This is a genomic window from Paraburkholderia flagellata, assembly GCF_021390645.1.
Taxonomy (GTDB): domain Bacteria; phylum Pseudomonadota; class Gammaproteobacteria; order Burkholderiales; family Burkholderiaceae; genus Paraburkholderia; species Paraburkholderia flagellata.
On record NZ_JAJEJT010000003.1, the window covers coordinates 914,000 to 939,814 of the forward strand.

Annotated in this window: 22 protein-coding genes; 7 read left to right on the top strand and 15 right to left on the bottom strand. The window is 64.0% G+C overall.

Annotated features, from left to right (window positions below):
• Positions 1-22: 22 nt before the first annotated feature.
• Complete coding sequence (locus L0U83_RS27800; protein WP_233887358.1) at positions 23-1,993, bottom strand: aconitase family protein; 1,971 nt, start codon at positions 1,991-1,993, stop codon at positions 23-25.
• 94 nt (positions 1,994-2,087) lie between these two features.
• A complete protein-coding gene (locus L0U83_RS27805) occupies positions 2,088-2,981 on the bottom strand; it encodes a LysR family transcriptional regulator (RefSeq protein WP_233887359.1) in 894 nt (297 codons plus the stop codon).
• 639 nt (positions 2,982-3,620) lie between these two features.
• On the opposite strand from L0U83_RS27805, the gene L0U83_RS27810 reads away from it, so the two are divergent.
• Together L0U83_RS27810 and L0U83_RS27815 are read left to right on the top strand one after the other, a co-directional pair.
• The gene (locus L0U83_RS27810; RefSeq protein ID WP_233887360.1) at positions 3,621-5,567 is read left to right on the top strand and encodes a hypothetical protein; all 1,947 of its coding nucleotides are present in this window, start codon (positions 3,621-3,623) and stop codon (positions 5,565-5,567) included.
• Positions 5,568-5,795: 228 nt separating this feature from the next.
• Entirely contained in the window at positions 5,796-6,455 is a 660-nt protein-coding gene (locus L0U83_RS27815; RefSeq protein WP_233887361.1) for a M24 family metallopeptidase, read from the top strand.
• 22 nt (positions 6,456-6,477) lie between these two features.
• Here L0U83_RS27815 and L0U83_RS27820 read toward each other — a convergent pair whose 3' ends face one another.
• The 3 genes from L0U83_RS27820 to L0U83_RS27830 are packed head-to-tail and all read right to left on the bottom strand — an operon-like array spanning position 6,478 to position 9,862.
• A complete protein-coding gene (locus tag L0U83_RS27820; protein ID WP_233887362.1) occupies positions 6,478-7,812 on the bottom strand; it encodes an MFS transporter in 1,335 nt (444 codons plus the stop codon).
• A gap of 4 nt (positions 7,813-7,816) precedes the next feature.
• Positions 7,817-8,683 carry an alpha/beta hydrolase gene (locus tag L0U83_RS27825; RefSeq protein WP_233887363.1) on the bottom strand — a complete coding sequence of 289 codons (867 nt, stop codon included), beginning with the start codon at positions 8,681-8,683 and terminating at the stop codon, positions 7,817-7,819.
• 45 nt (positions 8,684-8,728) lie between these two features.
• Positions 8,729-9,862 (bottom strand): C45 family autoproteolytic acyltransferase/hydrolase, encoded by a 1,134-nt coding sequence (locus L0U83_RS27830; protein WP_233887364.1) that lies wholly within the window; start codon positions 9,860-9,862, stop codon positions 8,729-8,731.
• Positions 9,863-10,032: 170 nt separating this feature from the next.
• On the opposite strand from L0U83_RS27830, the gene L0U83_RS27835 reads away from it, so the two are divergent.
• Both L0U83_RS27835 and L0U83_RS27840 read left to right on the top strand, forming a co-directional pair.
• Positions 10,033-10,914 carry a LysR substrate-binding domain-containing protein gene (locus L0U83_RS27835; protein ID WP_233887365.1) on the top strand — a complete coding sequence of 294 codons (882 nt, stop codon included), beginning with the start codon at positions 10,033-10,035 and terminating at the stop codon, positions 10,912-10,914.
• A gap of 95 nt (positions 10,915-11,009) precedes the next feature.
• Positions 11,010-11,447, top strand: a complete 438-nt coding sequence (locus L0U83_RS27840) for a hypothetical protein (protein WP_233887366.1) — start codon at positions 11,010-11,012, stop codon at positions 11,445-11,447.
• A 5-nt stretch (positions 11,448-11,452) separates the two neighbouring features.
• Here the strand turns inward: L0U83_RS27840 and L0U83_RS27845 are convergent, their stop codons facing one another.
• The 3 genes from L0U83_RS27845 to L0U83_RS27855 form a co-directional block, all read right to left on the bottom strand.
• A complete protein-coding gene (locus tag L0U83_RS27845; protein WP_233887367.1) occupies positions 11,453-12,823 on the bottom strand; it encodes a sigma-54-dependent transcriptional regulator in 1,371 nt (456 codons plus the stop codon).
• Positions 12,813-14,678: a sensor histidine kinase gene (locus tag L0U83_RS27850; RefSeq protein WP_233887911.1), complete on the bottom strand. Its 1,866-nt coding sequence runs from the start codon at positions 14,676-14,678 to the stop codon at positions 12,813-12,815. Before L0U83_RS27850 ends, L0U83_RS27845 begins: the two co-directional genes overlap by 11 nt.
• A 118-nt stretch (positions 14,679-14,796) precedes the next feature.
• Entirely contained in the window at positions 14,797-16,137 is a 1,341-nt protein-coding gene (locus L0U83_RS27855) for a 2-hydroxycarboxylate transporter family protein (RefSeq protein WP_233887912.1), read from the bottom strand.
• Positions 16,138-16,555: 418 nt separating this feature from the next.
• On the opposite strand from L0U83_RS27855, the gene L0U83_RS27860 reads away from it, so the two are divergent.
• A complete protein-coding gene (locus L0U83_RS27860) occupies positions 16,556-16,855 on the top strand; it encodes a hypothetical protein (protein WP_233887368.1) in 300 nt (99 codons plus the stop codon).
• 77 nt (positions 16,856-16,932) lie between these two features.
• Here L0U83_RS27860 and L0U83_RS27865 read toward each other — a convergent pair whose 3' ends face one another.
• From L0U83_RS27865 to L0U83_RS27880, 4 genes are all read right to left on the bottom strand, one after another.
• Positions 16,933-18,060: a porin gene (locus tag L0U83_RS27865; protein WP_233887369.1), complete on the bottom strand. Its 1,128-nt coding sequence runs from the start codon at positions 18,058-18,060 to the stop codon at positions 16,933-16,935.
• 183 nt (positions 18,061-18,243) lie between these two features.
• The gene (locus tag L0U83_RS27870; protein WP_233887370.1) at positions 18,244-18,924 is read right to left on the bottom strand and encodes a response regulator; all 681 of its coding nucleotides are present in this window, start codon (positions 18,922-18,924) and stop codon (positions 18,244-18,246) included.
• A gap of 41 nt (positions 18,925-18,965) precedes the next feature.
• Entirely contained in the window at positions 18,966-20,342 is a 1,377-nt protein-coding gene (locus L0U83_RS27875) for a sensor histidine kinase (RefSeq protein WP_233887371.1), read from the bottom strand.
• A gap of 64 nt (positions 20,343-20,406) precedes the next feature.
• Positions 20,407-21,426, bottom strand: coding sequence for an ABC transporter substrate-binding protein (locus tag L0U83_RS27880; protein ID WP_233887372.1), 1,020 nt, complete (start codon positions 21,424-21,426; stop codon positions 20,407-20,409).
• An 883-nt stretch (positions 21,427-22,309) separates the two neighbouring features.
• On the opposite strand from L0U83_RS27880, the gene L0U83_RS27885 reads away from it, so the two are divergent.
• Both L0U83_RS27885 and L0U83_RS27890 read left to right on the top strand, forming a co-directional pair.
• Positions 22,310-22,525, top strand: coding sequence for a hypothetical protein (locus tag L0U83_RS27885; RefSeq protein ID WP_233887373.1), 216 nt, complete (start codon positions 22,310-22,312; stop codon positions 22,523-22,525).
• An 87-nt stretch (positions 22,526-22,612) separates the two neighbouring features.
• Positions 22,613-23,365 (top strand): hypothetical protein, encoded by a 753-nt coding sequence (locus L0U83_RS27890; RefSeq protein ID WP_233887374.1) that lies wholly within the window; start codon positions 22,613-22,615, stop codon positions 23,363-23,365.
• A 10-nt stretch (positions 23,366-23,375) separates the two neighbouring features.
• Here the strand turns inward: L0U83_RS27890 and L0U83_RS27895 are convergent, their stop codons facing one another.
• The 3 genes from L0U83_RS27895 to L0U83_RS27905 form a co-directional block, all read right to left on the bottom strand.
• Positions 23,376-24,230 carry an AraC family transcriptional regulator gene (locus tag L0U83_RS27895; RefSeq protein WP_233887375.1) on the bottom strand — a complete coding sequence of 285 codons (855 nt, stop codon included), beginning with the start codon at positions 24,228-24,230 and terminating at the stop codon, positions 23,376-23,378.
• A 111-nt stretch (positions 24,231-24,341) separates the two neighbouring features.
• On the bottom strand, positions 24,342-24,605 hold the full coding sequence (locus tag L0U83_RS27900) for a hypothetical protein (RefSeq protein WP_233887376.1): 264 nt from the start codon (positions 24,603-24,605) through the stop codon (positions 24,342-24,344).
• A 22-nt stretch (positions 24,606-24,627) separates the two neighbouring features.
• On the bottom strand, positions 24,628-25,698 hold the full coding sequence (locus L0U83_RS27905) for an MBL fold metallo-hydrolase (RefSeq protein WP_233887377.1): 1,071 nt from the start codon (positions 25,696-25,698) through the stop codon (positions 24,628-24,630).
• Between the last annotated feature and the right edge of the window lie 117 nt (positions 25,699-25,815).

The window sequence follows — 25,815 nt, forward strand, 5'->3', positions numbered from 1 at the left end:
TCAATGATTCGTGACGCTCGGCTCACGGATACCGCTCTTTCAATTCGTCAAACGAAGCGATCTCTCCCGCGAGCGCGCTCGCCACGACCGTCGGCGGGCTCGCGAGCCAGACGCGGCCAGGACCCGAGCGCCCCGGAAAATTGCGGTTGATCGCGCTGATCGTGACCTGGCCCGCGTCGAAGGAAGACCCCGGTCCGCAATTGGCGCATGCGCCGCATGAGGGCTGCAGGAGAACCGCGCCCACCTGTTCGAAGGCCTCGATGTAGCCGCGCTGCACACAATAGTCGCGCACATCGGACGTACCGAATTGCAGATAGAGCTTCACATCAGCGGGCACGCGCATGCCGCGCGCCGCCGCCCACGCCAGCACTTCGTGGTAGCGGTCGAAGTCTTCGCGCTTGCCCGCCGTGCACGAGCCGCCGTAGGCGATGTCGACGTGCGGCCTCGCCTCGAGGTCATGCAGCGCGACGCCGTTGCCGGGGTCGCCCGGCGCGGCGAGCATGGGCGAGAGGCGCGTACAGTCGATGTCGATGACTTCGGTATAAGTAGCGCCCGGGTCGCTTTGCATCCACGGCTCAATTGCGAACTCGATGCCGCGGCGCTCCCGCAAAAAGCGCACGGTTTCTTCATCGGGCGCGACGATGCCCGTGAAGCCGCCCAACTCCGCCGTCATGTTCGTGAGCGTCGTGCGCTCGTCGGTGCTCAATTGCGCGATCGCGGAACCCGCGAACTCGAACACTTTTCCCAAGCCCGCGCCTGCGCGGATTCTGGGCTGCGCGAGCAGGTGCAGCACGAGGTCTTTTGCCGTCACGCCTGCGGGAATCGGGCCGTGGAAATTCACGCGCAGCGACTGCGGCACTGTCATGCGCACCGCGCCCGTCACGAACGCATTCGCCATGTCGGTCGTGCCCACGCCGAACGCGAGACACCCGAGCGCGCCGCTATGCGGCGTATGCGAATCGGTACCTGCGACGACCTGCCCCGGCAGCGCGTAACGCTCGGCCATCATCGCGTGCGAAATGCCTTCCGAGCCTTCGCTGATGCCGCCGGAAATCTCGCTCAGGTAGCCGTGATTGCGCAAACCGTAGTCATGCGCGAATTGACGGTGCGCAGCCGAAAGCTCGCGCACATCGGGCAGCAGTCCCTTACGCACATGCATCTCGCTCCTGTGCGAATACGATAGGTGATCTTCGAACGCGAGTATGGTCTCGGGCTCATGCAGCGAAAGCGGTTTGCCGAACGTGGCATGCAGCATGTGCGTTGCCATGCCCGTGTAGTACTCGTGGATGAAACGCCAGTCCGCGCGAACGAAAACGCCAGCGCCCGGCGCGAGCGATTCGCCCGTGTGCTCCGTGCGTAAGACATGACGTTCGAGGATTTTCTGCGCGAACGTGCGTGGAGCGTGATTGGCGGACAGCGCGGCTGGCGCGATCTGCCGCATGTATTGCGCGCCGTATTTCAACAACCCGCCGCTGCGCAGAATCGAAGCCGCAAGGCCGTCGCGGGAGGCGACGAGTTCTTCGATGTCGATCGGCTCGCCGCGCTGGATGCGCTCGATCAGTCCGAAATCCGTCGACGTGAACAGGCCGATGTTGTCGGCGTTCTGTCGATAGATGCGCTCGAAGCTGCGCGCGATGACGAGCCGGATGCCCGCGCGGTATTCCGCCAGCGGGCTGTGCTCGCGCGATGAACCCTTGCCGTAGCGATTCCCGGCCACGGTCACGCTGAATCCGCCATTTCGTACGGAATCCAAACCAACAGGATTGCGCCCGCCGGCCTGAAAACCGACGTAGGGCACGCGGCCGAGGCGATCGTCGAAGCGTGTGAGCACGCTCATGGGCGTGATCTCGTCGGTCGAAACGTCGTCTCTCAGTGCGTCCGGCGTGACGCCTTCCAGATTGGCGCCACACTTTGCGCCATTCAATTGCCACTCGACCTGCTCCGGGTCATTGCAAAGAAACAGCACGCGGCCAGTCAATTCCAGTATTGCCATCCAATTTCTCCTTGAGGGGAAATCTAGACGGCAGCAAGCGGCGCGATGAAGTGCTCAATCAGCAAAGGGGGCATCGCCGTTCGCGATGTCCTCGTTAACCCGCGCGTTCGACGAGCGTATCGATCAAGGCCTGTACGGCCCTCAGGCGCGACGACTTGCGCAACGCGTGCAAGCGCAGGCTGCGGCCCGTCGCCCAGGGCTCATCGAGCGGCCGGCGCACGAACCCCTGCGAGCCCGCGAAGGCCGATGCCGCACTGGTCGGCACGATGCCTATGCCGAGCCGAGCCTCGACCATGCGGCACTGCGCGTCGAAGCTGTTGACCGTCACCGGAATCTTGAGCGGCGCGCGCGCAGCGGCGGCGCGCTCCTTGAGGATCTGGTCGAGCGAGCCGCCTGCCTGCAACGCCACGAGCGGAAAACGCAGCACGTCGTTGAACGTGAGCGCCTGCATGGCGGCCAGTTCGTGTTCGGGCGGCAGCACGACCATGAGCGGGTCGTCGGCGAAGTGCCATGAATCCAGCGCGCCGGGAATCCTGCCGCTCGCGGATATCCCCACGTCGGCGCGATCTTCCATGCAGGCCCGCACGACCTCGTCGCTGATCTGTTCGGTCAGCGCGATCTGCACGAGGGGGTAGCGCGCCTGAAAGACCTTGAGCCGCTCCGGCAGAAAGCCAACGATCGCCGAGGCGTTCGCGAACAGGCGCACGACACCTGCCACCTCGCCGCTGAGCGACTGGACTTCGCGCGCCAGCGACTGCAACTGGTCGTGCACCGCCACCGCGCGAGAAAACGCGTGGCGCCCCGCCTCGGTCAATTCGACGCCCGAAGGGGAGCGGATGAGCAAAGGCAGCCCCACTGCCGCCTCCAGATCCGCCATGCGGCGGCTGAGTGCCGAAGGCGCGATGTGATTGCGGCTGGCCGCCCGGGCAATGGAACCTTCCTCCACGACCGAAATGAACAGCTCGAGGCTATAGGGATCGATTCGCATGCCGGCAATAATATCAGCAGAGTCAATTAACGTCCGACCCGAATTAAATCGAAAGGAATTTAAAAGGGGAATATAGACAAAAGAATTAATTACATCTGCACACTTCAGACCGCTCCAGAAGTGCCGATATAGCCAGCAATAGCAGGTGAAACACGCATTCGATGCAGCAAGCATTACCGTCTGCTTTTGAGGTAATTCATACCTTGCTATTGGCGGAAATTCACTAAGTTTCGGTAATTGAAACTCATGTGAATTCGTGTGACATTTTGTTACGTCTGATTTTCACATGCCAGGGGGAATTATCGGTAACATCCGCCGCGCATCTGACTTTAAGCAGTGACTTCGTAATCTTCGTCCGAAAATATTGCGCACGTCTCCCCTCCTCCAGGGATCCAGCGCAGGGCCGAAATTCCCGACGGGGCAGCCGCAGCGAGGGTGCAATATTTACCCGCGCGAAAGCAAAGGACAGATACGCACGTTCGCGCGGTTAGCGCGAGCCGCGCGGTGCACGCGGCGGCGCATGGCTCATCGAGCCGTTGTGCTGCGTCTGCCAAAACTCATTCTTCAGACCTTAGCCAGCTTCTGAGCGCGCAGCGCGCGCCGTCGCCGGCTGGGCGTCGCTTTGCCTTTTTCAAAACGATGAAACTCTTTTATCTCTTGCTGTCTTCGTCGCTATTCCTCGCTGCGTGCGGCGGCGGCGGTTCCGGAAGCTCCGGGGATGCAACCAATGCCTCGGCCACGTCGCAAAACGCAAGCGGCGCCAATGCCAACAGCGCAGCTGCCGACGCGGCGAAGGCAGGCACGAACACCGCCACCGCGCTCAAGGCTGGGACGATGACCTGCGGCTCTGCCTCGACGTCGAGTGCAAGTTCAAGCAGCGACCTCGTTTCGGCCGATACGCCGACCACGCAAAGCGGCCGCATCTTCGCCTCGGCCACGGCGTTCCCCGTTGCCTTCACGACCAACGCCCCCGCCGCCGACACGCTGATCTGGTCGATCGCCGACCAGTTCGGCAAAGTTGCCGCAAGTGGCCGCCTACCCGTGACGGCCGGCGCCGAGACGACAACGCTCTCCTGCAAGTCCACGCTCGCGGGCTACTTCGCCGTGTCCGCCACGCTCGCCACCGCCGGCGGCCAGCTCCCGCAGCTCGGAACCCGCCCCGCCGGGACCGCGACCTTCGGCGTGCTGCCCAATCTGGCCAACATCGTGCCCGCCGTCACGTATGCGCATCAGGACTTGCATCGCTTCGGCATGCAAGGCGAGGACGACAACACCTCCGTGCTTTCCTCGCTCGGCATCTCGTGGACGTACGACCATCGCGAGCTGTACAACATGGAGCCGAACGGCCCCAACACCTTCAATCCGAACGCCAATGACCTCGACCCCTTCTACACCACGGGCAAGGTGATGCGGCTCGTGCGCCTGGACGGCATTCCCGCGTGGGCGAGCCCGACGGGCGCGTTCGAGGACGAATCGCTTCCGCCCACCGATCTCTCGTACTACCAGAACTACATGGCCCGGATCGGCACGGAGTCGAACATCATTCGGACGACTTATTTTCCGAATCAGTCGGCCAACTACTACCAGCTCACCTGGGAACCGGATGCGCAATGGCAAGGCACGAACGCGCAGTTCGTGCAGCTCTATCAGACCGTCTATCAGGGCATCCATTCGACCGACCCTCACGCTGTCGTGATGGGTCCGACCGATACGGCGCCCTCCGGCACCGCCGACCAGCTCAAGACGCTCGCACCGCTCGGCTACGCGCAGTACATCGACGGCGTGACGACGCACGGCTACTACGACATCAACGGCACCTCGCCTTCGTATGCACCGGAACGTCTCGCGACCGATCCCGCCAACGCATCCGGCTCGCTGATCGGGCAAATGCGCGCGCTGCGCAGCGAAATGGCCGCCGACTACAAGCCGGGCATGAAGCTGTTCAGCACGGAGCTGGGCATCAGCTATGACAACGGCTCGTCGTATGGCGCCAACTATCCGACTGCCAACGTCCTTTATGCACAAGGCGCGCTGGTGGCGCGCAGCCACGTGATCATTCTGGGTGAGGGCGCCGATCAAAGCTGGATCTTCTATGGCGCGGACTTCCCAGGCCTCGTGGGCTATGGCACGTTCTTCGATCTCGCCGACGCCCAGGGCCAATACGGCGCGCAGAACATCAGCCCCAAGCCGGCGGCCATGTCGGTTGCGGCGATGACTCGCATTCTCGACGGCACCAACACGCTCGGCCCGGTGAACGGCACGCCCTCGGGTGTCTACGCCTACGCGTTCCGGCAGTTGAACAACGGCGCGGTCATCACGGCGCTCTGGACGCACAACAACAGCGTGTGGAGCGCGAGCAGCGGTTACAGCTCGACCTATAGCGTGGCCTACAGCCTCGCGGTGGATGCGCCGGGCACGAGCGGCACGGTCACCGTGCTCGACGAGATGGGCAATCCGACGACGAAGAGCTACACCAATGGCACGCTCTCGCTGAGCCTGACCGAGTCGCCGGTGTATGTGATCTCACAGAATGCCACGGTGGCGAGCGCCAATGCGACGCTTCCCACGGGCTACGTGCCGAACTGACCGAGCTTAAGCGGCCGCCTGGCCGCACGAAAAGCGTTACCCCGAAGCGCCCGGCCCACGGACACGATTCCGCGGACCGGGCGCTTCGTCCGTTTGCCGTCGACGCGCTTGCTTTGCGCGAGTTGTAAATCGTTGCGGTTGTCAACGAACCGAAATATACGCGAGAATATAGCGCCATCGCCCGGGTCCCCTGCGCGATGCGCGGCAAGACAACTGGAGCGACATCAGGTGAATACTGGCAGCAAGGAAGCGGTGGGAGAAAAATTCTCGGCCGACGCCATGGCGCACGCGCGCGTGATGACCTGGAAGGCGATCGAGCAGATTGCGGCGGCCATCCGGCCCGGCATGCGCGAATCGGAAGCCACTGCGCAAAGCAAGGCCATACTCGAAGCGCTGGGCATGGACCGCATCTGGCATCCCGTGCTGATCCGCTTCGGCGAGAACACGCTGCGCATCTTCAAGGAGCGCTCCGAAGGCGACCCCGTTCTGGGCGCGGACGACATTTTCTTCATCGACCTCGGCGTTGTGTGGAACCAGCATGAAGGCGACGCGGGCGCCACCTTCGTCACCGGCGGCGACCTGGAAATGCGGCGCTGCGCGCGCGACGTCAAGCTCATCTACGACGAGGTGGCCATCCACTGGCGCAGCACGGGCTGCAGCGGCAAGGCGCTCTACGAATTCGCCGCCGAACGCGCGAGCGCCTACGGCTGGCGCCTGAACGTCGATATCAAAGGTCATCGTGTGAGCGACTTCCCGCACGCCATCTACCGGGCCGGCGACCTCGGCGACTTCGAAACGGTGCCGACCGCCGGGTTGTGGATCCTCGAAATACAGATCGCTCACCCCACGCGCGCGTTCGGCGCGTTCTACGAGGACCTGCTCTCCTAGCCGTGCGTTGCGCATGACGCATTCAGGCTGACGACGTCTGCGCCTCGTAGCGGCGCTCTGCGCGGTCCTCATGCAACACCCGCCGCCCCGTGCGCGTGAGCAGCACCAGCACGATGGCCAGCAGACTCGTGCCGAACAGATAGCCTGGCGGAATGAATCTGGCGTCGGTAAATCGCGCCACGACCGAGATATAAAACGGCGCCAATCCGCCGAACAGCATCACCGCCGTGTTGTACGCGATCGCGACGCCCGTGGAGCGGCCTTGCACCGTAAAGATCTTCACGAGCATGCCGGGGTGCGCGGCGCCTTGCAGCGTCAGGAACAGCATGCCGACGATCTGCACGAACATCAGCCTGTACTCGCTCGGCTGGGCGAGCAGGTACCAGAAGAGCGGAAAGACGCACACCATCCATCCCGCAATAAATAAGCAAAACAAACGATATGCGCCAATGCGGTCGGCGAGCTTGCCGAACACGGGCGAAAGGATCGACATGACGAGGCTCGTCACGAACACGCCGCGCAGCGTCGAGCCCAGCGAGAGATGCAACTGGAACTGCGCGTAGTTCGGCAAATAGGCATTCCACACGTAATTGAGCGAGGTGCCGGCGATCATCACGCCCATCGCGCACACGAGCGCATCGCCGTTTTCGCGCACGAACTGGCGCGCGCGCACGAGCGCTGGTGCCTGCGCTGCGGGGCGCGCCTGCATCCGCTGAAAGTCGTCCGACTCGCCGATGTGATGCCGGAGATAGAACCCGATCGGCCCGACGAGTGCGCCGATCAGGAACGGTACGCGCCATCCCCACGTGGCGAGCGCGGCGTGCGAAAGATGACTCGTCAACAGGTAGCTGCAACCCGAAGACAGCATGGCCGCCACCCCGAGCGAAACCATGTTGAAGCTGCCGTAGTACATCTTCTTGCCGGGCGGCGCCACCTCGTAGATCGTGACGGACGAGAGCGCGAACTGCGCGCCCACCGCAAAGCCCTGCACGAGGCGGCCGATCACCACCAGAATGGGCGCCGCGAGCCCCAACGTGGCGTAGCCCGGCGTCAGCGCCAGCAGCAGCGAAGCCACGGACATCGCCACCATGATCCACGAGAGCGCCTTGACGCGCCCCGCGCGGTCGGCGTACATGCCCATCACGACGCCGCCTATCGGCCGCACGAGAAAGCCGACCGCGAACGTCGCGAACGTCAGCAGCAAGGATTCGCCGCGATTTACGCCAGCAAAAAAAGTCCGCGCGATCAAGCTCGAAAAATAGGCATACACCGCGAAGTCGAACCATTCGAACGTGCCGCCCGCCACGGTCGTGATGATGACTTTGCGGATCTTTCTGGCTTCGCTGACCGTGTCCATCGGCTTAGGCTCCCGTGCGCATCGTGCGCAGGCTTTGCGCAAAGAAGTCCTGGACCACCTCGACCACCTGCAGGCCGCTGTGGGCGATGTTCTCGAGTTCGTCGAAGCGCACGGCAATACCGGCCGCCTCAAATGATGCCTTGAGCGCTCTGAGCCGCTCCGGGCGCGTTCTGCCCGCGTCGTTGATGCCCGGCAGGTACATCGGGCTATCGTCGCGCACCGTGATTTCCCACGTTTCGAGATCCGCGCGGCCCACCACCATTTGCACCGGCACCCGGCGCAGCGCGGCGAGATCGAAAGGCTTGCCGAACTGCCGCTCGAAGCCGCCCACGCCCAGCCACCAGTCCTTCGACGTGTCCAGCAACGTCACGTTGCCCGGCGCGCCGATCGTGGCCGCCCACAAGCGCTCAGGGTGAACATAGGCAAAACGGTTGACGAACTGCCCGCCGCCCGAGTAGCCGAACAACGCGAACTTCCCGAAGCATTTGCCGTAGCGTTCGCCGACTTCGCTCACCATGTCGAGCAGGACTTTATCGTAGTGGATGTCGCCTTCCACGAGGCGCTTGAAACCACTGCGGTCGCCGTCGCCGCGCACGCCCACCGGAAAGAGCGGACACAGCACGATGCAGCGGTTCCAGCGGCCGAAGCTCGCAAATGCATCGCGGTACTGAATGAATTGCCGGCCAGTGCCGTGCATCACGATGACCAGTTCGACGTCGTTGCCAGGCGTGGTCACTTCGGGCGGCACGTAAAGCGTGTATGGGAACCGCGAATCGTGCCGGCTTGCGTACACCGTGGTCGAACCCAGGTCATAGAGCGCTTCGGCTTTCGCCGTGACTGCCGTGAGCGGCCTTTCTGCAACTTCGGACATCGGTCTCGCCTCCTGATTCGTTTCTGATATGGTGTCTTTTGCGCTTCAGGCCGCTTCGGCAATCGGCTCGTGCTGCAAGCTGTAGCGTGTGAAAACGCGGTTGAGCGCCGGCATCGGCGCGACGTCCATCTCGCCGCTGGCCGGCTGCATGACGATCATCGCGACCGTTGCACTCAGCGTGTGGCGCGTGCCCGGGCGCGGCGGACGGCAAACTGAATGCGGCGTGCCGAACGCGTCGAACAGCGCGGCCTTCACCGCATTGCGATCCACCTTCGGCGCGGCGTTCAGCAACTGACGCACGCGCCAGTCGCGGTAGTAGCTGTCGGGCGAGTTTTCGCAGCCGGTATCGCGCAGCTTCGTGCGTGCGACCGGACTCATCCAGTGGTTCGCATGCACGATCAACTGGTCGTCTCCTGGCCAGATCGGAAAGGCCTCGTCCGGCGCGCATTCGAAATCGATGCCGAAGCCCTCGGCCATGCCCAGCATGATGTTGTTCGAGCACGATTTGGGCGTCGTGGCGATCGTGCGCATCGCATTCGCGAATACCGGCTCTTCGAGCACGCGGCGACGCAGCAGCGAGAGCGGCACGCCCATCTGCGTGAAATCGCGATCCGATTCGAGGTAGTTCGCCGTGATCGACACGCCCGCTGCATTGAAGCCGCTGCGCGCGAGGCCGCCCGATTCGACGAAGGTCAGATAATCGGGCCCCTCGTCGTTGCGCACACGTAGCACGATGCCGGTATCGACGCAGTCGGCTTTCCAGTCCCAGTTCTGCGCGTGGATCAGTTGCCCGTTAGCGGAACGCGACGGCAGCACCAGCACGCCCGTGCAGCCGTCCTCGTCTTCGGCGTCCGCGGGCGTCGTCTTTTCGGCACGCGCCTTGGCCAGCACCTCGGTGCGTGCGTTGATCATGACGATGTCCTCGAACGGCACGTTCGCGCCCGCCGCAATGCCGCGCATTTCGTCCAGATACGCCGGCTGGAACTCGCCGATGGCCTGTTCGAGCGAGCGGATCAGCGCCATTTGCGACGCTTCGCTGTACCCAATATTGCGCAGCGTCTGGCCGTAGCGCGACGCGCTCAGGCGAACGCGGTCGGCCACCGCGCGGCCATATTGCACCCCGCGCTCATAGGGCTTGCCGGACACGCTGACGAATGGAAACGGCTGGATTTGCGGCATCGAATGACTCCCACGCAAGAAACGAATGAACTTCAATGAGCCGATTCTCGGGCGAGAGAAATAAAATAAAAAGCGTTATTTTGTTTACTGAAAGGAAAGATTTTTTTGTGTTTCGTGGGATCATGCGGGCACGGCGAGACATGCCGAAAACTCGCCCGAGGAGGCGGAAGATGAGTGAAATCCGAATGCTCCGGACCTTTCTGGCAATCGAGAAGCACGGCACGATGGCCGCCGCCGCCGATCGCATGGCGCTGACCCACGCGGCTGTTGGCGCGCAAATGCGCACGCTGGAGCGCGTATGCCAGCGCCAGTTATTCGACCGCAGCGGCCGCAGCATCCAGCTCAACGACGCGGGCCGCTCGATCCTCGAACAAGCGCGCACGGTGGTGGCGGCCTACGATTCGCTGCTGCGCGGCGTCGCCGACACGCATAGCATCGAAGGCACGGTCACGATCGGCGCGACCGTGTCGTCGATGGGTTTTCTCGCCGCCAACGTCATCAAGCTCAAGGTTCCGTACCCCGCGCTGAACGTGCGCCTCACCCACGGCAGCAGCCCGGAACTGGAGCGTCAGGTGCGCGCGGGCGAAATCGACGCAGCGGTGATCATCAGCGAGCCGCGTAGCACCACGTTGCCCGAATCGTGGGAGTCGCTCTATGAGGAGCCGCTTGTGCTGCTGGCCAATCCCGCCGTCGGTCCCGCCGACGCGTCGGCGGCCTCGCTGCTCAAGCGCTTTCCGTTCATCGGATTCGAAACGGCTTCGCTCACCGGCAGGCATGTGGCGAGCCTGCTGCGCCGCCTGCGCGTGGAGGTCAATCCGGTGCTCGAAATGAATTCGATTGCCGCAATTGCCGATCTGGTGCGGCAGAATGTGGGGGTTTCGATTGTGCCGAGCCTGCGGCACGCCGCGTGGACCGACGACCCGCAATTGTTCGTCAAGCCGATTCCCGGCACCACGTGGCGCCGGCACGTGGCCTGGTACGAATTCGGCCGCCAGCCGCGCGCGACGGCTATTGTGAAGAATCAGCTGCTCGCGGCACTCTCCAATCAATAAGTTTTCCTTATTAATAGAATCGCGTAGCGAAGCAACCCGGGATCGACGCATCGGCAAAAATGAACGAAAATGCTGCGAACCAACTGGAAAGAAACATGAAACGACTGTTACTCGCCGCGCTCACCGCCGCCTCGTTCGTGACCTGCGCACATGCGCAAAGCGACGCGACTGGCTCCTTCGCCACCCCCGCAGGCACGGTGCAATTCGTGCGCGACGACCGCGACTTCGTGGCGGTACTCGGCAAGGATATCTTCGACCGTTTCGACGCGAAAACGCTCGCGCATTTCGACGAATTGGCCCACGACAACAGCACAATTACGCGCATGCTCGTGCAGACCGCCTACGGCCCGGTGCTGTACGACTTTCGCCACAATCCGCCGCTCGTACAGCACGTGAGCACGCGCATGACGATCAAGCGCGTGTTCTGGCAACCCGACGAAGTCGTGATGCAAGGCTCGGAGGGCTGGTTCCGGCTGAAGAACGGCGCGCTCACCAAGCTGCAATCGTCAACCACCACCTACCGCACCAACTAGTCCGGTCAGGCGTCCTTCTCGTCTTTCTCCTCGCCCTGCGAGTCGCGGCCCGCGATCTTCAACTGACGCAGCTTGTGATAAAGCGTTTTCTTCGGCATTCCAAGCTCGTCGCTCGCCTGGGCGACGTTGCCTTGATGGCGGCGCAACGCATTCTCGATCAGCATGCGTTCGAAGTACGCCAGCTGCTCCGCGAGCGTGTCCCCTTTCGTCGCGACGGCGCCCGCCGAAAGCAGGCTGTCGCCGGTCAGCCCGAGCACGAAGCGGTCGGCGACATTCTGCAGCTCGCGCACGTTGCCGGGCCACGCGTGCGTCATGAGTTCGGACACCTGTGCAGCGGTCACGACCGGCGCCGGCATGCCGAAGCGGCGCGCGGCCGCGAGCACGAAGTGCTCGAACAGCAGCGGCACGTCCTCGCGCCGCTCGCGCAGCGGCGGTAATTCGATCTGCGCGACGTTCAGCCGGTACAGCAGGTCGGCGCGGAAGCTCCCCTCGGCAGAGACTTCGGCGAGGTCCGCCTTCGAAGCGGCGACGATCCTGCAATCCACCGGAATTAATTCGTTCGCGCCCAGGCGCTCGACCACGCGCTCCTGCAGCACGCGCAGCATCTTGATCTGCAGCGGCATCGGCATCGTTTCGATTTCGTCGAGAAAGAGCGTGCCGCCGTTCGCCCATTCGATCTTGCCAACGCGCTTCTTGATCGCGCCCGTGAATGCGCCCGCCTCGTGCCCGAACAGTTCGCTTTCGAACACCTGCTCGGGCAGTCCGCCGCAGTTCAGCGCCACGAAATGCGCGTCGCGCCGCGCGCTGAAGTCGTGCAGGCTGCGTGCGATCAGTTCCTTGCCGGTGCCCGTTTCGCCGGTGATCAGCACCGACACGGACGTGTCAGCGAGGCGCAGAATTTTTTTGCGGACTTCCGCCATGGCCGGCGACTTGCCGAGCACCAGTGCCTCGATCCCCTGCCAGTTGTGCAGCGTCGCGCGCAGCCCCTCGACTTCGAGCGTGAGCCGCCGTTTCTCGACCGCCCGGGCCACGCGGGCCGCGATCACATCGGACGAGAACGGTTTTTCGATGAAGTCGTAGGCACCCACGCGCATCGCGCTGACTGCCGTCGAAATGTCCGCATGTCCGCTGATCAGCAACACCGGAATTTGCGGGTCGATCGCCATCACGTGATCGAGCAGTTGCAGTCCGTCGATGCCGGGCATGCGCACGTCCGAGACGACCACAATCGGCGCACCCGGCGCGACGTCGGCGTAGGCATCGGCCGCTGATGCGTACGCGCTCACGGGAAAGCCCGCCAGCGCCACCGCCTGCTCGACGCCGATGCGGACATTTTCATCGTCCTCAACGACCAGCACGCGAATCTCATCTGCCATGTTCTGTCCTTTGCGGCTCGGCAGCCGCGAATTCGATCGTGAAGCGCGCCCCGCCTTCGTCGCGATTCGTTGCGGTGATTTTCGCGCCGAAGCCTTCGACAATGCGCGACGTGATCGCAAGCCCAAGCCCAAGGCCTTGCCCGCGCGGCTTGGTCGTCACGAACGGCTCGAACAGGTGCGCCAGCACGTCCGGCGCGATGCCGGGGCCGGAGTCGTCGATCGTGAAGCGCACGCGGCCTTGCGCGTCGGGCTCGCTGGCCTCCATCGCGATCACGCGCGTGCTCGCGTCGCGCACGGCGTCGAGCGCATTGCCAAGCAGATTGACGATCACCTGCTGCAGTTGGCTCGACTCCGCATTCACCGTCGTGCCCGGCGCGATGCGCACATCGAGCCGCACCGCTTCATCGCGGATCCGCGACTCGTAGATGAGCCTCGCATGCGCGACAGCTTCGCCAAGCGACACCGCCACGCGCTCCACATCCGGCTTGCGCGCGAACGCCTTCAGTTCGCTCGTCAGCACCGCCATGCTGTCCACGAGACGCCCGACGCGTTCGAGATTGGCGATCGCCTGTGCAGGTTGATTGCGCTCGAAGAAAGTGCGCGCATTGTCGCAGAGCGTGCGGATCGCGACGAGCGGCTGATTCAGCTCGTGCGTGAGCCCCGCCGCCATCTGGCCGATCACGGCGAGCTTGCCGGCATGCACGACCTCCTGCTGCGTGGCGCGCAGGCGCTGCTCGGTGCGTTCGCGCTCGGCGATCTCACGCTGCATCTGCGCGTTTGCCTGCGTGAGCGCGGCGGTACGCTGCGCCACGGTCGTTTCCAGCTGGTCGTTCGCGCGCCGCAAGGCTTCTTGCGCCTTGAGCTTTTCAACGATCACGCGTCGCCGCTGCACCGCATACAGCGCGTAGAGCGCGGCGATCAGAAACACGCCCGTCACGGACGCAAACGCGAGCCGCTGCTGCCGCCGCGCGCCCGCCGTGTCGAGCAGCACCATGATCGTGTCCTGCCCTTGCGGCGCGGGGCGCGACATCACGAGAAAGCGCGCGGTGCGGCCCGCGCGGCGCAGGTCGGGGAAGATGCCGATCCAGGCGCTGTCGTTCCAGTCGCCCACGCGCCGGTATTGGAGCGCCTCGACGATGCGGCCCGCGTATTGCCGCGACGCCTGGATGTCGCGCTGCTGCGGCTCGGTCATCGCTCGCATGGCGGTGAATTTCCATTCGGGCTGGGTCGAGATCACGATCACACCGTTGCTGTCGACGACGATCGCCGCTTCGCCAGGCGTGCGCCACGCGGATTCGAGCGCGTCGACGCTGACCTTCACGGCTGCCGCGCCTATCGCCGTGTCGCCATCATGGATCGCATTCGCGAAGTACAGGCCCGGAACGCCGGTGTTCGTGCCAATGCCGAAGAAGCGGCCGCGGCCCTGCGCGAGCGCGTCCTTGAAGTACGGGCGATACGATACGTTGGTGCCGACGAAGCTGACCGGCTGGTTCCAGTTGCTCGCGGCGAGCACCGTGCCTTGCGCGTCGATCACGTCAACGGCGCCGCTGCCGACATCGTCGTTGACCGCTGCGAGGTAGGTATCGACCGCAGGCAACATGCCGCGCGCTTCATCGGGCGACGCTTTGAGCAACGCGCGCACGCTGTCCTGGCGCGCCACGAGCGCGGGGACCATCTCGAAGCGTCCCAGCTCGCTTTTCAGGCTCGCCGCGTAGAGATCGAGCCGATGCTCGCCCACGTCGGCGAGCGCATCGATCGCGCGGTTCCAGGCGAACTCCACCGCGGCGGCGGCCGCGCCAACATACAGCACGGCCGCCGCCGCCCATCCCCACCATGGAATGCCCTTGTAACGCATGCGCACGTTCACCCTCGTCGATTGGCTGCCGCCAGACGGCGGGTTCAGCGGATACCGCACGCCGGATGCACCGGCGCCGTCATCGAGAAGGCGCGCGCGAGTAGCGCACAGCGGCGCGTCATGCGCCGAAATGCGCGAGCAGGATGAGCGTCACGGTCACGACGATGGCGCCGCCAATACGCGTGGCGATCTGCGCGAACGGCATGAGCTGCATGCGGTTCGCGGCGGTGAGGATCGCCACGTCGCCGGTGCCGCCCTGGCCGCTGTGGCACGCGTTCACGATTGCGGTGTCGATAGGGTACATCTTCATCAGGCGCCCCACCACGAAGCCCGTGCCCATGAGCGTGACCACGGTCGCGGCAATCGTCACGACGTTGACGAGCGTGAACGCCGCCATGAGCTTGTCCCACGGCGTCATCGCCACGCCGATCGCGAACAGCAGCGGGTACGTGACCGCGGTCGAGAAGAACTTGTAGACCACGAACGCGCCTTCCTGCAGCGGCGGCGAAACGGCGCGCGCAAGCTTCACGAGCACGGCGAGGAACAGCATCGCCACCGGCGCGGGCAGACCGAACAGCTTGTTGGCCATCAGGCCGATGAGGTACAGCGTGATCGCCGTGATACCCGCTGCGGCGATGTGGCTCACATCCACGTGACCGCGGACTTCGTCGTTCGACGACGCCAGTTCATCGGTCGCGCCGACTTGCAGACGGCCGTTGCCGGTGAGATGCGGCATGCGCCGGCCCACCATGTCGAGCACGCCCGAGAGGATGATGGCGATGAGGCTGCCGAGCATCACGGGCGGCAGCACCTGCGCGAACAGGTCGCCTTGCGCCACGTGCATGATTTCCGAGTAGCCCACCGAAAGCGGAATCGCGCCTTCGCCAACGCCGCCCGCCATGATCGGCACGACGATAAAAAGCAGCGTATGTTTGACGCCAAGGCCGAGCGCCGCGCCAACCGCCGTGCCCACGATGGTTGCCGCGACCGTGCCGGCCGCGAGCGGAATGAAGATCTTCAGGAAGCCTTGAATCAGCACGCGCCGGTCCATGCTCAGAATGCTGCCGACGATGATCGAGGCGATGAAGAGATACAGGAAGTTGGTCTGCTTCGTGAACTCGACCGTGAGGTGCTGAACGGGCTTGGGCAGCACGTGATAGTAGACGAGCGCCGAAGGCACGAAGGTCGCGAGAATCGCCGCAGCGCCGATATTGCGCAGCAGCGGCAGGCGCTTGCCGAGTTCGGCGCACGTGAAGCCGCAGAAAGCGAGCACGGCGATGGCCATCGAGATCTCGCCCGGCACCTTCCCGGTGACCGCGAACCCCGCGATGAGTGCGAACAGGATCACGTAGATCGGCAGCGGAATAATGCCGATGCGGATTTCCATCAGCTTCCACCAGCCTTCGGGCCAGAAGCGGGTTGAGGTCGTGGTGGATGGCTCGGGGGCCGCCTGGGTCACCTGCGAGGCGGCGGATGCGGATACGCTGTTCTGCACGGGATGTCTCCTTCGTTTTCGCGACCGGACTGCGTCGCGTCTCCGGTGCTTGTTTAATAAGGGTGCGGGCTATCGAGGGATACGCCGCTGGGCGTCTATAAAGCACTAGCCGTGCCAGCGCGGTCCCGCTCGGCGAATCGCTCGCAACTCGTTGATTTATTTACAATTTCCATAAATGCCTCCCACCCCGGGCATTTCATCGCGCCGAAATTTCAGAATCGGTGCGAGCCGCAGGCTGAAATCTCAGCCTGCCGATCGATCGCGGCCGCCCATACGAACGGCACGATCGTTGAGCCGATGGCAAGAGTCATTTTCAGAATTCGCTCTGGAACCACGCCGATCGTTGGCCGAAGATGAATCACCGCAATTTGAGGAGCGAGCCATGAAGATCGTCTTGCCAGGATGCGCCGCCGTTTGCGCCGCGGCGCTGTGGAGTACCTGCGCGCTGGCCGCGCCGCCGGGTTCCGCTTACCAGACGTCTGTGCAGTTATCGAGCGGAAGGAATCTGCTTTGCAGCGTGAACGAATCACAACCTGCGGGCGAAACCGCGGTGCTCACGCGCCGCGAGCAAGTGGAGGCTGATGTCCTTGCCACGCAACCCTTGCGGCTCGTGAGCGGACCGGAGTCGCCCTACCCCTCGGCCTATACGGCGCCGAGCGTTGCCTGCGTGAACGCGGGTTGATGCCGCAGAAAGCACAACGGGCTCGATTCGCCTGGCGAATCGAGCCCGTGTGTCATGAGCGCGGATGAAAAGCCGGATCAGAAGCGCGTGCGTACGCCCGTCGTCACTTCGACCTGGTTGGTCGCGCCGAAAGTCGTGCCGACCGTGTAGCCGCCATGCAGCTTCATGTAGTCGCCCGCCAGATACACTTCGGTGCGCTTGGACAGGTGATAGAAGATCGAGCCGTAGAGCGTTTCCTTGAAGCCGTTGTGCAGCCCGCTCGTGGGATCGAATGCGCCGATGTTCGCGTTCGGAATATCGCCATCGATGTTATACGCGGCGTTGTGCGTGCGCATTTGCTGATAGCCCAGTTCGTAGTCGAGTGCGCCCTTCGGCACGAGCTTGAACGACACCGTCCACGCATTGTCCTGACGCTGGCCGAGCGCACCCTGATTGCCCCAGTAGCGGAAATAACCCGCATTGGCGCGCACGATGCCGATCGAGTAGTTGCCGCCCACCGAGAACGCCTGGTTCGTGTTGCCGTTGTTGTTCACATGGTTATAGAACGTCGAGGCCGTCCAGGTCGGGGCGTTGTAGCCTAGCGCAAACTGATAGTTCGCATTGTTGCCGAAGCTCGTTGAATTGCCGAACGCGTAGCCAGCCGCCGCGAAGATCCCGTTGTCGAACACCTTCTTCCACGCGAGGCCATTGTTGTAACGGGTGCCCGTCGCACTCGCAGCGTAGAAAATCATCTGCTTGAAGTTGTTTGCATTGGTCCAGCCGCCCTCTTCGGTCGTGAGCTTCGCGTTGCCGTACGGGTCGCCGTAAATGGCCGCGGCGTCGCGCGCGATGGTGTTCTGGAAGCCCGCCGTGATCTTGCCGAAGCGGTCGTCCTCCACGCCCACCCAGGCGTCGCGGTCGAAGAGCTGGCCCGGGTCTTCCATCTGGCCGTCGCTCACACGGTATTCGCTTTCGAGCCGGAAGATCACCTTCGTGCCGCCGCCAATGTCTTCAGCGCCTTTCACGCCCCAGCGGCTGCCGCTGAACCACGGTTCTCCGCCGATGCCCATACCGATCACGTGATTGCCGTTGGCGTCTGCGTGCGACTGATACGTGGGGACGCTCAGGTCGAGAAGACCATAGAGCTGAACGCTCGATTGCGCGTGTGCGCCGCTCGCCGCCAGCGCGCCAACCGTCACGGTAAATGCAAGGTGCCTTCTCTTCAAGATCGTCTCCAGGGTGCTGTGTTGAAGTTTTCATCGACCCGCTGCCATCACTCACCGGTTGCGGCGAGCCGTGTGAATCAGCGGGTGAGACGAATAGTAGAGAGGTGAATCCTTCGCAATTCTTTCACGACCAGTTTGTATTCCTAAGTACATCCACCAATACCGGTAAGTAAACCGGCCTGCTCAGGCCGGCACCGGCTCCTTCGCGCGAAGGATGTAGCCCAGGCCGCGCAGCGTGGTGATTTGCACGCTCGACTCCGCGAGATGCTTGCGCAGACGATGGATGTAGATGTCGATCGCGTCCACACTCGGTTCGTCGCTCAGGCTGCAGATGCGCTCCAGCAGCGCATGCTTCGGCACGGCCTTGCCCTGCCGCAGCATGAGTGCTTCGAGTATGGAATGCTCGCGCCGGCGTAGCGTGAGCGGCGCGTCCTTGTGGCGGAACTCGCGCGTGTCACAAACGTACTGCAGGTCGCCGCAGGTCATCCAACCCGACTTCTCGCCCGTCTGCCGCCGTATCAGCGCCTTGATGCGCGCAACCAGTTCGCGGCTGTCGAACGGCTTGACCACGTAGTCGTCGGCGCCGGCGCCGAAGCACGCCACCTTGTCGTCGATCGAGCCATGCGCAGTCAGCATGAGCACGGGCACGTTATTGCGCCGGCGCCGCAAGCGGTTGAGCACGTCCTTGCCGCTCAGTCGGGGCAAGCGCATGTCGAGGAGCACGAGATCGTAGCTCTGCGTGAGCAGTACGGAGTCTGCGGCCTCGCCATCGACCACGCAGTCGACCGTGAAATTCTCGGCGCGCAACAAGTTGACGATCCAGTGCGCGAGTTCGGCATTGTCTTCTACGAGCAGCAGCTTCATGGTCCCTCCTCACCTCTTTTCACCACTTTTTTTACTGCCTCTCATCCGGGCCAGACAGGCAAGCGCACTGTCGCGACCAGTCCCACGCGCGCGGCCCCTGCGGCCACGTTCACCGAGCCGCCGTGCGAGCGCGCGACCTGGTGCACGATGGCCAGACCGAGGCCCGTGCCTTCGGTATCCGCCGCCACGCGATAGAAGCGCTCGAACACGTGCGCACGGGCTTCGGCTGGAATGCCGGGGCCGTTGTCCACCACCTGCAGCATCACCTCGCTGCCTTCGCTGCGGCAGATGGCGGTCACGCGGCCGCCGGGCTGCGTATAGCGGATGGCGTTGTCGATCAGATTCGACACGAGCGAAGCGAGCAGGCCCCTGTTGCCCGCCACATGAACGTCGTCGGCGAGTTCCGCGCCGAGATCGATGCCGCGCCGCTCCGCAGCCTGAACCAGCTCTTCGAGCACCGAAGAGACGACCTCGGTGAGATCGACGCGTGTCTGGCTGTGCGACGACTGCGCCATCGACTCCGCCTGCGCGAGCACAAGCAGTTGATTCGTCAACTCCGCCATTTTCTGGCTCGTGCGGCGCACGCCTTTGAGCGCGTCGTACAGCGCAGGATCGTGCGCGTCGCATTGGCTCGCGAATTGCGTTTGCGTGGTGAGCAGCGTGAGCGGCGTGCGCAGCTGATGTGCCGCGTCAGCAATGAACTGACGCTGCATGGCGGCATGCACCTTGAGCCGCGCGATGCACTGGTTGATCGCTTCGACAATCGGGCGCAGCTCCGAAGGCAGAGGGTCCGGGCGGATCGGCTCCAGCTGCACGGCCTCGCGGTCGGCAACGTCGTCCTTGAGCTTCATGAGCGGCCGCAGTTCGAGCGTGAGCCCGAGCGGCACGAGCAGCGCAACGAGCGCCAGCATGAACCACTGGCGTGCAAGTTGCGGCCTCCACAAAGCGTTGATCATCGCTTCGCGCGACGCGATCGTCTTGCCGACGATCACCATGACGCGTTCGGCGCGGCCCGAATCGTAGAGCATGCGCTCGTAGGCCACGGCGCGAATCGGCATACCCGCGTACGTGGTGTCGTAGAACACGGGCGCCTCGGCGGTATTCGCGCGCGGCAGCGGCAAGTCCGGCGCGCCGCCCAGCAAGCGGCCATTGCCGGCCAGCACCTTGTAGAAAACGTGATCCTGCCAGGGCGATTCGAACAGTTCCAGCGCCGCCGGCGGAATCGACGCGCTGAGGGAGCCGTTGTCCCAGTCGACGTCTTCGATGATCGTACGCGCCGAATTCAGCAGCGAATGGTCCTGCACGAGATCCGCAGTCTGCCGTGCGGCGTCATACGACACGCCGCTCGTCACGACGACAAACGCGGCGAGCGGCACCAGCAGCCACAACAGCAAGCGCGCACGTAGACTATGCACCATGTCACGCTCTCTCAGGTGCACAGCCGCCATGCGGCGCGCGCAGGACGGCGGTACTGGGCGGCCTTCATTTCGCGCTGACGAATTCGTTCGTATACGTAGCGGACAAATCCACGTTCTTGCCCTTGACCGAGGGATTGAAACTCGAGAGCACCTTCAGCACGGTCGCCGGGCCGTCGGCGGGCATCTTGCCGTCTGCGGTGTACATCGGCAGCGAGGCCTTCAGTGCGCTCACATAGAGCCCCTTGTCTTTTTGATAGTCGGCGGGCATTTGCGCGGCGATTTCCTCGGCGCTGTGCGTGTGAATGAACTGCATGGTGCGCACGAACGCATGCGCGAGCTTCACCGCCTGCGCCTTGTGCGACTCGGCCCACGCGTCCTGCACGTAAAGGCTTGCGGCGGGATAGGTGCCGCCGAGCGCGGCGCGCGTGCCTTCCACTGTGCGCATGTCCACGAGCACCTTCGCGTCGCCGGCTTTCTGCAGTGCCGAAACGGTCGGCTCGGTCGTCATGCCCGCGTCGATGCGTCCTTGCTTGATGGCGGCGATGAAACTCGCGTCCGCGCCCACCGGCAGCATGGTGTAGGCGCTGGAGGCGATGCCGTGCTGGCTCGCGAGATACTGCGTGAGAAAGCTGGTCGAAGAGCCAAGGCCCGTCACGCCCAGCGTTTTTCCTTTGACGTCGGCCATGGACTTGACGGTGCTGGCCGCTTTCGACGACACCATCTCCACTTCGCCCGGCACCTGACCGAACACGACGATCGCCTTGACGTCCTTACCTTTGGTCTGCAAGTCGATGGTGTGATCGTAGAAGCCCACAACGGCCTGCACCGCGCCCGCGAGCAGCTCGTTCTCGGCATCCACGCCCGCGGGTTGCGAGAGCAACTCGACGTTCAACCCCTCGTCCCTGAAGTAACCCAGTTGCTCGGTGAGGCGCGCGGGCAGGTAAATGAGCTTCGTAATACCGCCGACCATGATGGTGATCTTGTCGCCGGCATCGTCGGCGGCTTGAGCGCCGTGAAGTGCCATGGCAAACAGCAGGCCACCAGCGAGTGCGGCTTGACGCAGCGCGCCAGAACTGGGTTGCATTGAGTGTCTCCGTCAGAATGGGCCGGCGGCGCGATGCTGGCCGCCTCGATCGTTTCGGGGATTCTAGTGATTCAAACCCTTCCCGAAGCTTTCGCGGGTCGCGCCGATTTATACGGGATTTCCATGAGCAGCGGAATTATTTACGCTTTTTATTTTTCTGAATAACAATGGATTTTATTCAGCTTTAGCCGTCCGTCAGCGCCGCCATCAATTTACAAAGGATTACTTATCGATTGAAACGAGGGACCGTCTCGACGTTGGGTTGTCGCTCAGCATGAGCCTGCCCACTCACCCGGAACCGTCGCCCGAGCGGCTATACGCCACCCGAAGCGCTGGTCACAGCACGCGCTGGACGGCTCGGGCAGAGTCCGTGATGTCCTGCCCGAAACCGGCGATCGTATTGCAGCCCGCCAAAGCGACCAGTACACCGACCATCGATACCACTACCAGAAGCCGTCCCATCATCTTTACTGCCCCGTAAGCTCGTTTTTTGATTGTTGCGCGTGCGCCAGTCCGCCGCGTATAGCGTCTTTACATCCGCCGGAGTTTCGTATTCTGCCTGTGGTCGGTCCGTCTCTGCAAATTGCCGGCGGCTGCGGTTGCACATCGGTTGCGCTTGCCCCTGTCAAGCCGCGCGGGCATCTCGTGCGAGCCGGTCAGCCTGAACATCGAAACGAAGCCCTTGGGGTCGTTCGCCTGAGCGGCGAGCGCACTTGCCGCCGCAGTCTGCTCCACGAGCGCCGCATTGTGCTGGCCGCGATTCGCATCGGTCTACTAACCTTCTTCGAATGTTGATCTGGGCGCGGACGAACAAACGAACGCTCATCGAAAGACACGGCTAGAATTCACGACAATCCGGCAGTTGCTCCAATGCGGCAGAACCATGACAAAGCCATCGAGGACAGCCTTATTTTCCGCAGCCCGCATATGGGACAGGGAAGCGGTGGCAGCACTATGCGCAGCCGCGCCCGAACTGATCGATGCCAGTGATCCGAAAGGCCGCGACAGTGTGGCGATTGCGAGGGAACGCAAGCTGCCGGCAGGTATCATGGAAAAGATGGAGTCGCTGCAGCGCAAACTGAGCAAACGTCGCCATTGATCCGCGAACTTGCGGTCGATTCGACGACTTGCCACGCCCGGCGCACAAGCACACACCGGCAACGCACCACAACGGACCCTTTCGTCAATGCGCATTTTCGGAATCAGCCTTTACGTCATCATCGCCCTGCTCTTTGCAGTGCATGCCATCCGCAACCAGCAGAACATGTACTGGCTGCTGATCCTGTTTCTGTTCCCCGGTCTTGGCAGCCTCGTCTACTTCTTCGTGATTTATTTGCCGAGCCTGCGCCAGTCGCGCGGGGCGAGGGCGACTGGCCGGGCCATCACGCAACTGGTCGATCCCAACCGCGCGGTGCGCGAGGCCCGCACGGATTTCGACCGCGCGCCGACCGTCGCGCACCGTATGCGGCTGGGCGCGGCGCTGCTCGACGCGGGCAATCCGGCCGAAGCGCTGGAGCATTACCAGGCGGCGGCCACGGGGCCGTTCGCATCCGATCCCGCCTTGCTCGAGGGCCTCGCGCGCGCGCAGTTTGCCAACGGCAATGCCGCGGCCACGCAGGAGACGCTCGAAAAGCTGTTCGCCGTGCAGCCTGTCGCGCGCCAGCAGCCGGATCCGTCCTTGCTGTATGCGCGGGCACTCGCCGCCAATGGCGCAGCGGGGACGCGCGCCGCGTTCGAAGCCGCGCTCTCGTGCGCGAGCGACGCCGCCCCGCGTTGCCTCTTCGCCGACTGGCTGGCACAGCAGCCCGGCGACGCCGACCGCCAGCGCTCACGCGAGCTTTACGCCGACATCGTGCACGACGCAAAGCACTGGCCGCGCCACGCCCGCGAGCACAATAGCGAGTGGCTGCAACGGGCCCAGGCTGCGTTGAGCCGCTAGCGCAGACCGTTTAGTCCAGCTTGTCCTTGCACATACGCCGGTAGGTGGCCGGCGTCATGCGGTACGCGCGGCGAAACCAGCGTCCCAAATGGCTCTGGTCCGCGAATCCGACTTCCGCTGCGACCTGGGCCGGCGTGCGCCCCGCCGCCAGCAGCTTGCGCGCGGCGCGCAAGCGCAAACGCACCAGGTACGCATGGGGCGACGTCCCGAACTCGCGCTGGAACAGGCGCGTCAAGCGAAACCGGTCGATGCCCGAGCTATCGACGAGTTCGTCGAGCCCGATGTTCGCGCCCATATGCTCGTGCAGCAGATCGCGCACGCGGGCCAGCGCGGGCGGCGCCGGGGCCGCAGCAGAGGCCTTGTCGAGCAGATGGCCGCCCAGGTGCTCCAGCAAGCGGTCTAGCGCCTCGTCGCGCGCGAGCCGGCCTTCCTCACCGTATAGCGCGAGAAATGCGCGGCGGATGGCATCGGTCAGGCGCGGGTCGTCAACGAGCGTCTGGCCGAAAGCGGCTTCCACGCCTGCGAGGCCCGCAATGTTCAGCCTGCGCGCGGCACGCTCGACCCACGGCTGCGGCAGATACAACATCGCGTAGGTGAAGCCGCCCGGTTCGGGCGCGTGGCCGTCGTGCAGCGCACCCGGCTCGATCAGGATCGCCCGGCCCGGCACGCTCGTATGCAGCGACCGGCGGCACTGAAACCGCTGCACCCCCTGCTCCGTATAGCCGATCAGCATGTCGTCGTGATCGTGGGGGTCGTAGGCGTGGCCGCTGAAATGCGCGCGCAAACTCTCGATGCCCGTCTGCGCATCGCGCCGCGCGACGAGCCAGTGATCGTTCCGGCCCTCAGTCACCGTCGCGTTCGTCATGGCAAGCCTCGCTCCTCGTTCCCGGTTCCTTTCCCAAGGGCACGAGTGTACGCGAGCCATGCGCGAAGGACCGGACGCGCTCCCGGTGCTGCCGGCGCACGCTCGCCGGGTTCAGTCGTCGAACTCGCCGGCCTGTAGCGCTTCGTCGAAATCCGTGATCCACGGGGCGAAGTGGTCGGTGTCGTAGGTGGCCGTCTTGCCGTTGGCGATCCGTGTGACGGATACCTGCCGGATCGCCGCGCGCTCGCCGCCGGCAGCGGTTTTCTCGTTGTCCGAGATCCGGAACTCGCTCAGGTCGAGCCCCCGGCTGGCGAGTACAGCCTTGACGTCTTCCTGTTCGTCCCAGGAAAACTCGGCGAAGTCGTGGGCTGTCATGTTCGTCTCCTCCGCGGCGTCATTAAGGGCTGCACGGCGCGACGGGCAATCCCTCGGCCTTCCAGCGCAACATGCCGCCAGCGAGATTGGCCACCTTGCCGAAGCCCGCCTTGGTCAGCAAGACGCTCGCCTGCGCGGAGCGCACGCCTGAGCGGCACACCGCCACGACCGGCCGGTCGCGATCGAGTTCGTCGATGCGGGCCATCAGTTGCGAGAGCGGCACGAGCTTCGCATCGGGCAGATGGCCGAGATGGTCGATGAACTCGGGCGCCTCGCGCACGTCGACGATCTGCATCCCGGCCACATGCTCCAGCAGCGCCATGGGCTCGATTTCCCACACGCCGCTAAAACGCAGCGTGAGCGGCGCCCAGCCGGGCGTTTCCTGGATCGGCGCCTCGCCCTCGGGCTTGCCGCAGCGCAGGTTGGCGGGCACCGCGACGGCCATCTGCTTGGGATGCGGCAAATTCAGGTTGTGCATGTAGCCCGCGAAGTCGCCGAGATCGACGTCGCCGCCCAGGCGCGGATTGAAACGCCGCTCTTCCGCCACGCTCGTCACGGTGATGCCGCGATAGTCGTGCGCCGGGTAGAGCAGGCAGTCACCTGGCAGCGTGAGGATCTGCTCGCGCACGGAGGTGAAAAGCTGCTCCGCGCTCCCGCCCTGAAAATCGGTGCGGCCGCAGCCGCGTATCAACAGGCTGTCGCCGGTGAAGGCCATGCTCTCGTCGTCGAGCACGTAGGTCAGGCAGCCGCTGGTGTGGCCGGGCGTGGCGCGCACTTCCAGATACCGCTTGCCGAAAGCGATGCGGTCCCCATGGCGCAGCGGGCGGCTCACGCCCTCGGCGCCCACCACTTCGGCGAGTGCGATCTGGCTGCCGCTGCGCTCGCGCAAGCGCCACGCGCCCGTCACATGGTCGGCGTGCACGTGGGTGTCGAGCGTCGTCTGCAGACGCAGGCCCAGTTCCTGCAGCAGCGCAAGGTCGCGCGGCACCTGCTCGTAGACCGGGTCGATCAGCAGCGCCTCGCCGCTTTCGGCGTCGCCGAGCAGGTAGGTATAAGTGGACGACGCAGGGTCGAAAAGCTGGCGAAAGATCATCGCGGCTCTCTGTAGAGGCAAACGCCTGGTGCGTTTTAGAGTATGCCGCATCCGGTTTCGCCCCGGCTGCTCAACGTGCGCGATATGCCCGCGTGTGTTCGGCAGCGAACAAATGGG

Bases quoted from the DNA above. Each gene is read 5' to 3' on its own strand.
- L0U83_RS27840 (WP_233887366.1), top strand. From the start codon at position 11,010: ATGAAACGACTGTTACTCGCCGCGCTCACCGCCGCCTCGTTCGTGACC.
- L0U83_RS27895 (WP_233887375.1), bottom strand. From the start codon at position 24,230: ATGACGAACGCGACGGTGACTGAGGGCCGGAACGATCACTGGCTCGTC.
- L0U83_RS27870 (WP_233887370.1), bottom strand. From the start codon at position 18,924: ATGAAGCTGCTGCTCGTAGAAGACAATGCCGAACTCGCGCACTGGATC.
- L0U83_RS27860 (WP_233887368.1), top strand. From the start codon at position 16,556: ATGAAGATCGTCTTGCCAGGATGCGCCGCCGTTTGCGCCGCGGCGCTG.
- L0U83_RS27810 (WP_233887360.1), top strand. From the start codon at position 3,621: ATGAAACTCTTTTATCTCTTGCTGTCTTCGTCGCTATTCCTCGCTGCG.
- L0U83_RS27825 (WP_233887363.1), bottom strand. From the start codon at position 8,683: ATGTCCGAAGTTGCAGAAAGGCCGCTCACGGCAGTCACGGCGAAAGCC.
- L0U83_RS27900 (WP_233887376.1), bottom strand. From the start codon at position 24,605: ATGACAGCCCACGACTTCGCCGAGTTTTCCTGGGACGAACAGGAAGAC.
- L0U83_RS27800 (WP_233887358.1), bottom strand. From the start codon at position 1,993: ATGGCAATACTGGAATTGACTGGCCGCGTGCTGTTTCTTTGCAATGAC.
- L0U83_RS27880 (WP_233887372.1), bottom strand. From the start codon at position 21,426: ATGCAACCCAGTTCTGGCGCGCTGCGTCAAGCCGCACTCGCTGGTGGC.
- L0U83_RS27835 (WP_233887365.1), top strand. From the start codon at position 10,033: ATGAGTGAAATCCGAATGCTCCGGACCTTTCTGGCAATCGAGAAGCAC.
- L0U83_RS27830 (WP_233887364.1), bottom strand. From the start codon at position 9,862: ATGCCGCAAATCCAGCCGTTTCCATTCGTCAGCGTGTCCGGCAAGCCC.
- L0U83_RS27805 (WP_233887359.1), bottom strand. From the start codon at position 2,981: ATGCGAATCGATCCCTATAGCCTCGAGCTGTTCATTTCGGTCGTGGAG.
- L0U83_RS27885 (WP_233887373.1), top strand. From the start codon at position 22,310: ATGACAAAGCCATCGAGGACAGCCTTATTTTCCGCAGCCCGCATATGG.
- L0U83_RS27850 (WP_233887911.1), bottom strand. From the start codon at position 14,678: ATGCGTTACAAGGGCATTCCATGGTGGGGATGGGCGGCGGCGGCCGTG.
- L0U83_RS27905 (WP_233887377.1), bottom strand. From the start codon at position 25,698: ATGATCTTTCGCCAGCTTTTCGACCCTGCGTCGTCCACTTATACCTAC.
- L0U83_RS27890 (WP_233887374.1), top strand. From the start codon at position 22,613: ATGCGCATTTTCGGAATCAGCCTTTACGTCATCATCGCCCTGCTCTTT.
- L0U83_RS27845 (WP_233887367.1), bottom strand. From the start codon at position 12,823: ATGGCAGATGAGATTCGCGTGCTGGTCGTTGAGGACGATGAAAATGTC.
- L0U83_RS27820 (WP_233887362.1), bottom strand. From the start codon at position 7,812: ATGGACACGGTCAGCGAAGCCAGAAAGATCCGCAAAGTCATCATCACG.
- L0U83_RS27875 (WP_233887371.1), bottom strand. From the start codon at position 20,342: ATGGTGCATAGTCTACGTGCGCGCTTGCTGTTGTGGCTGCTGGTGCCG.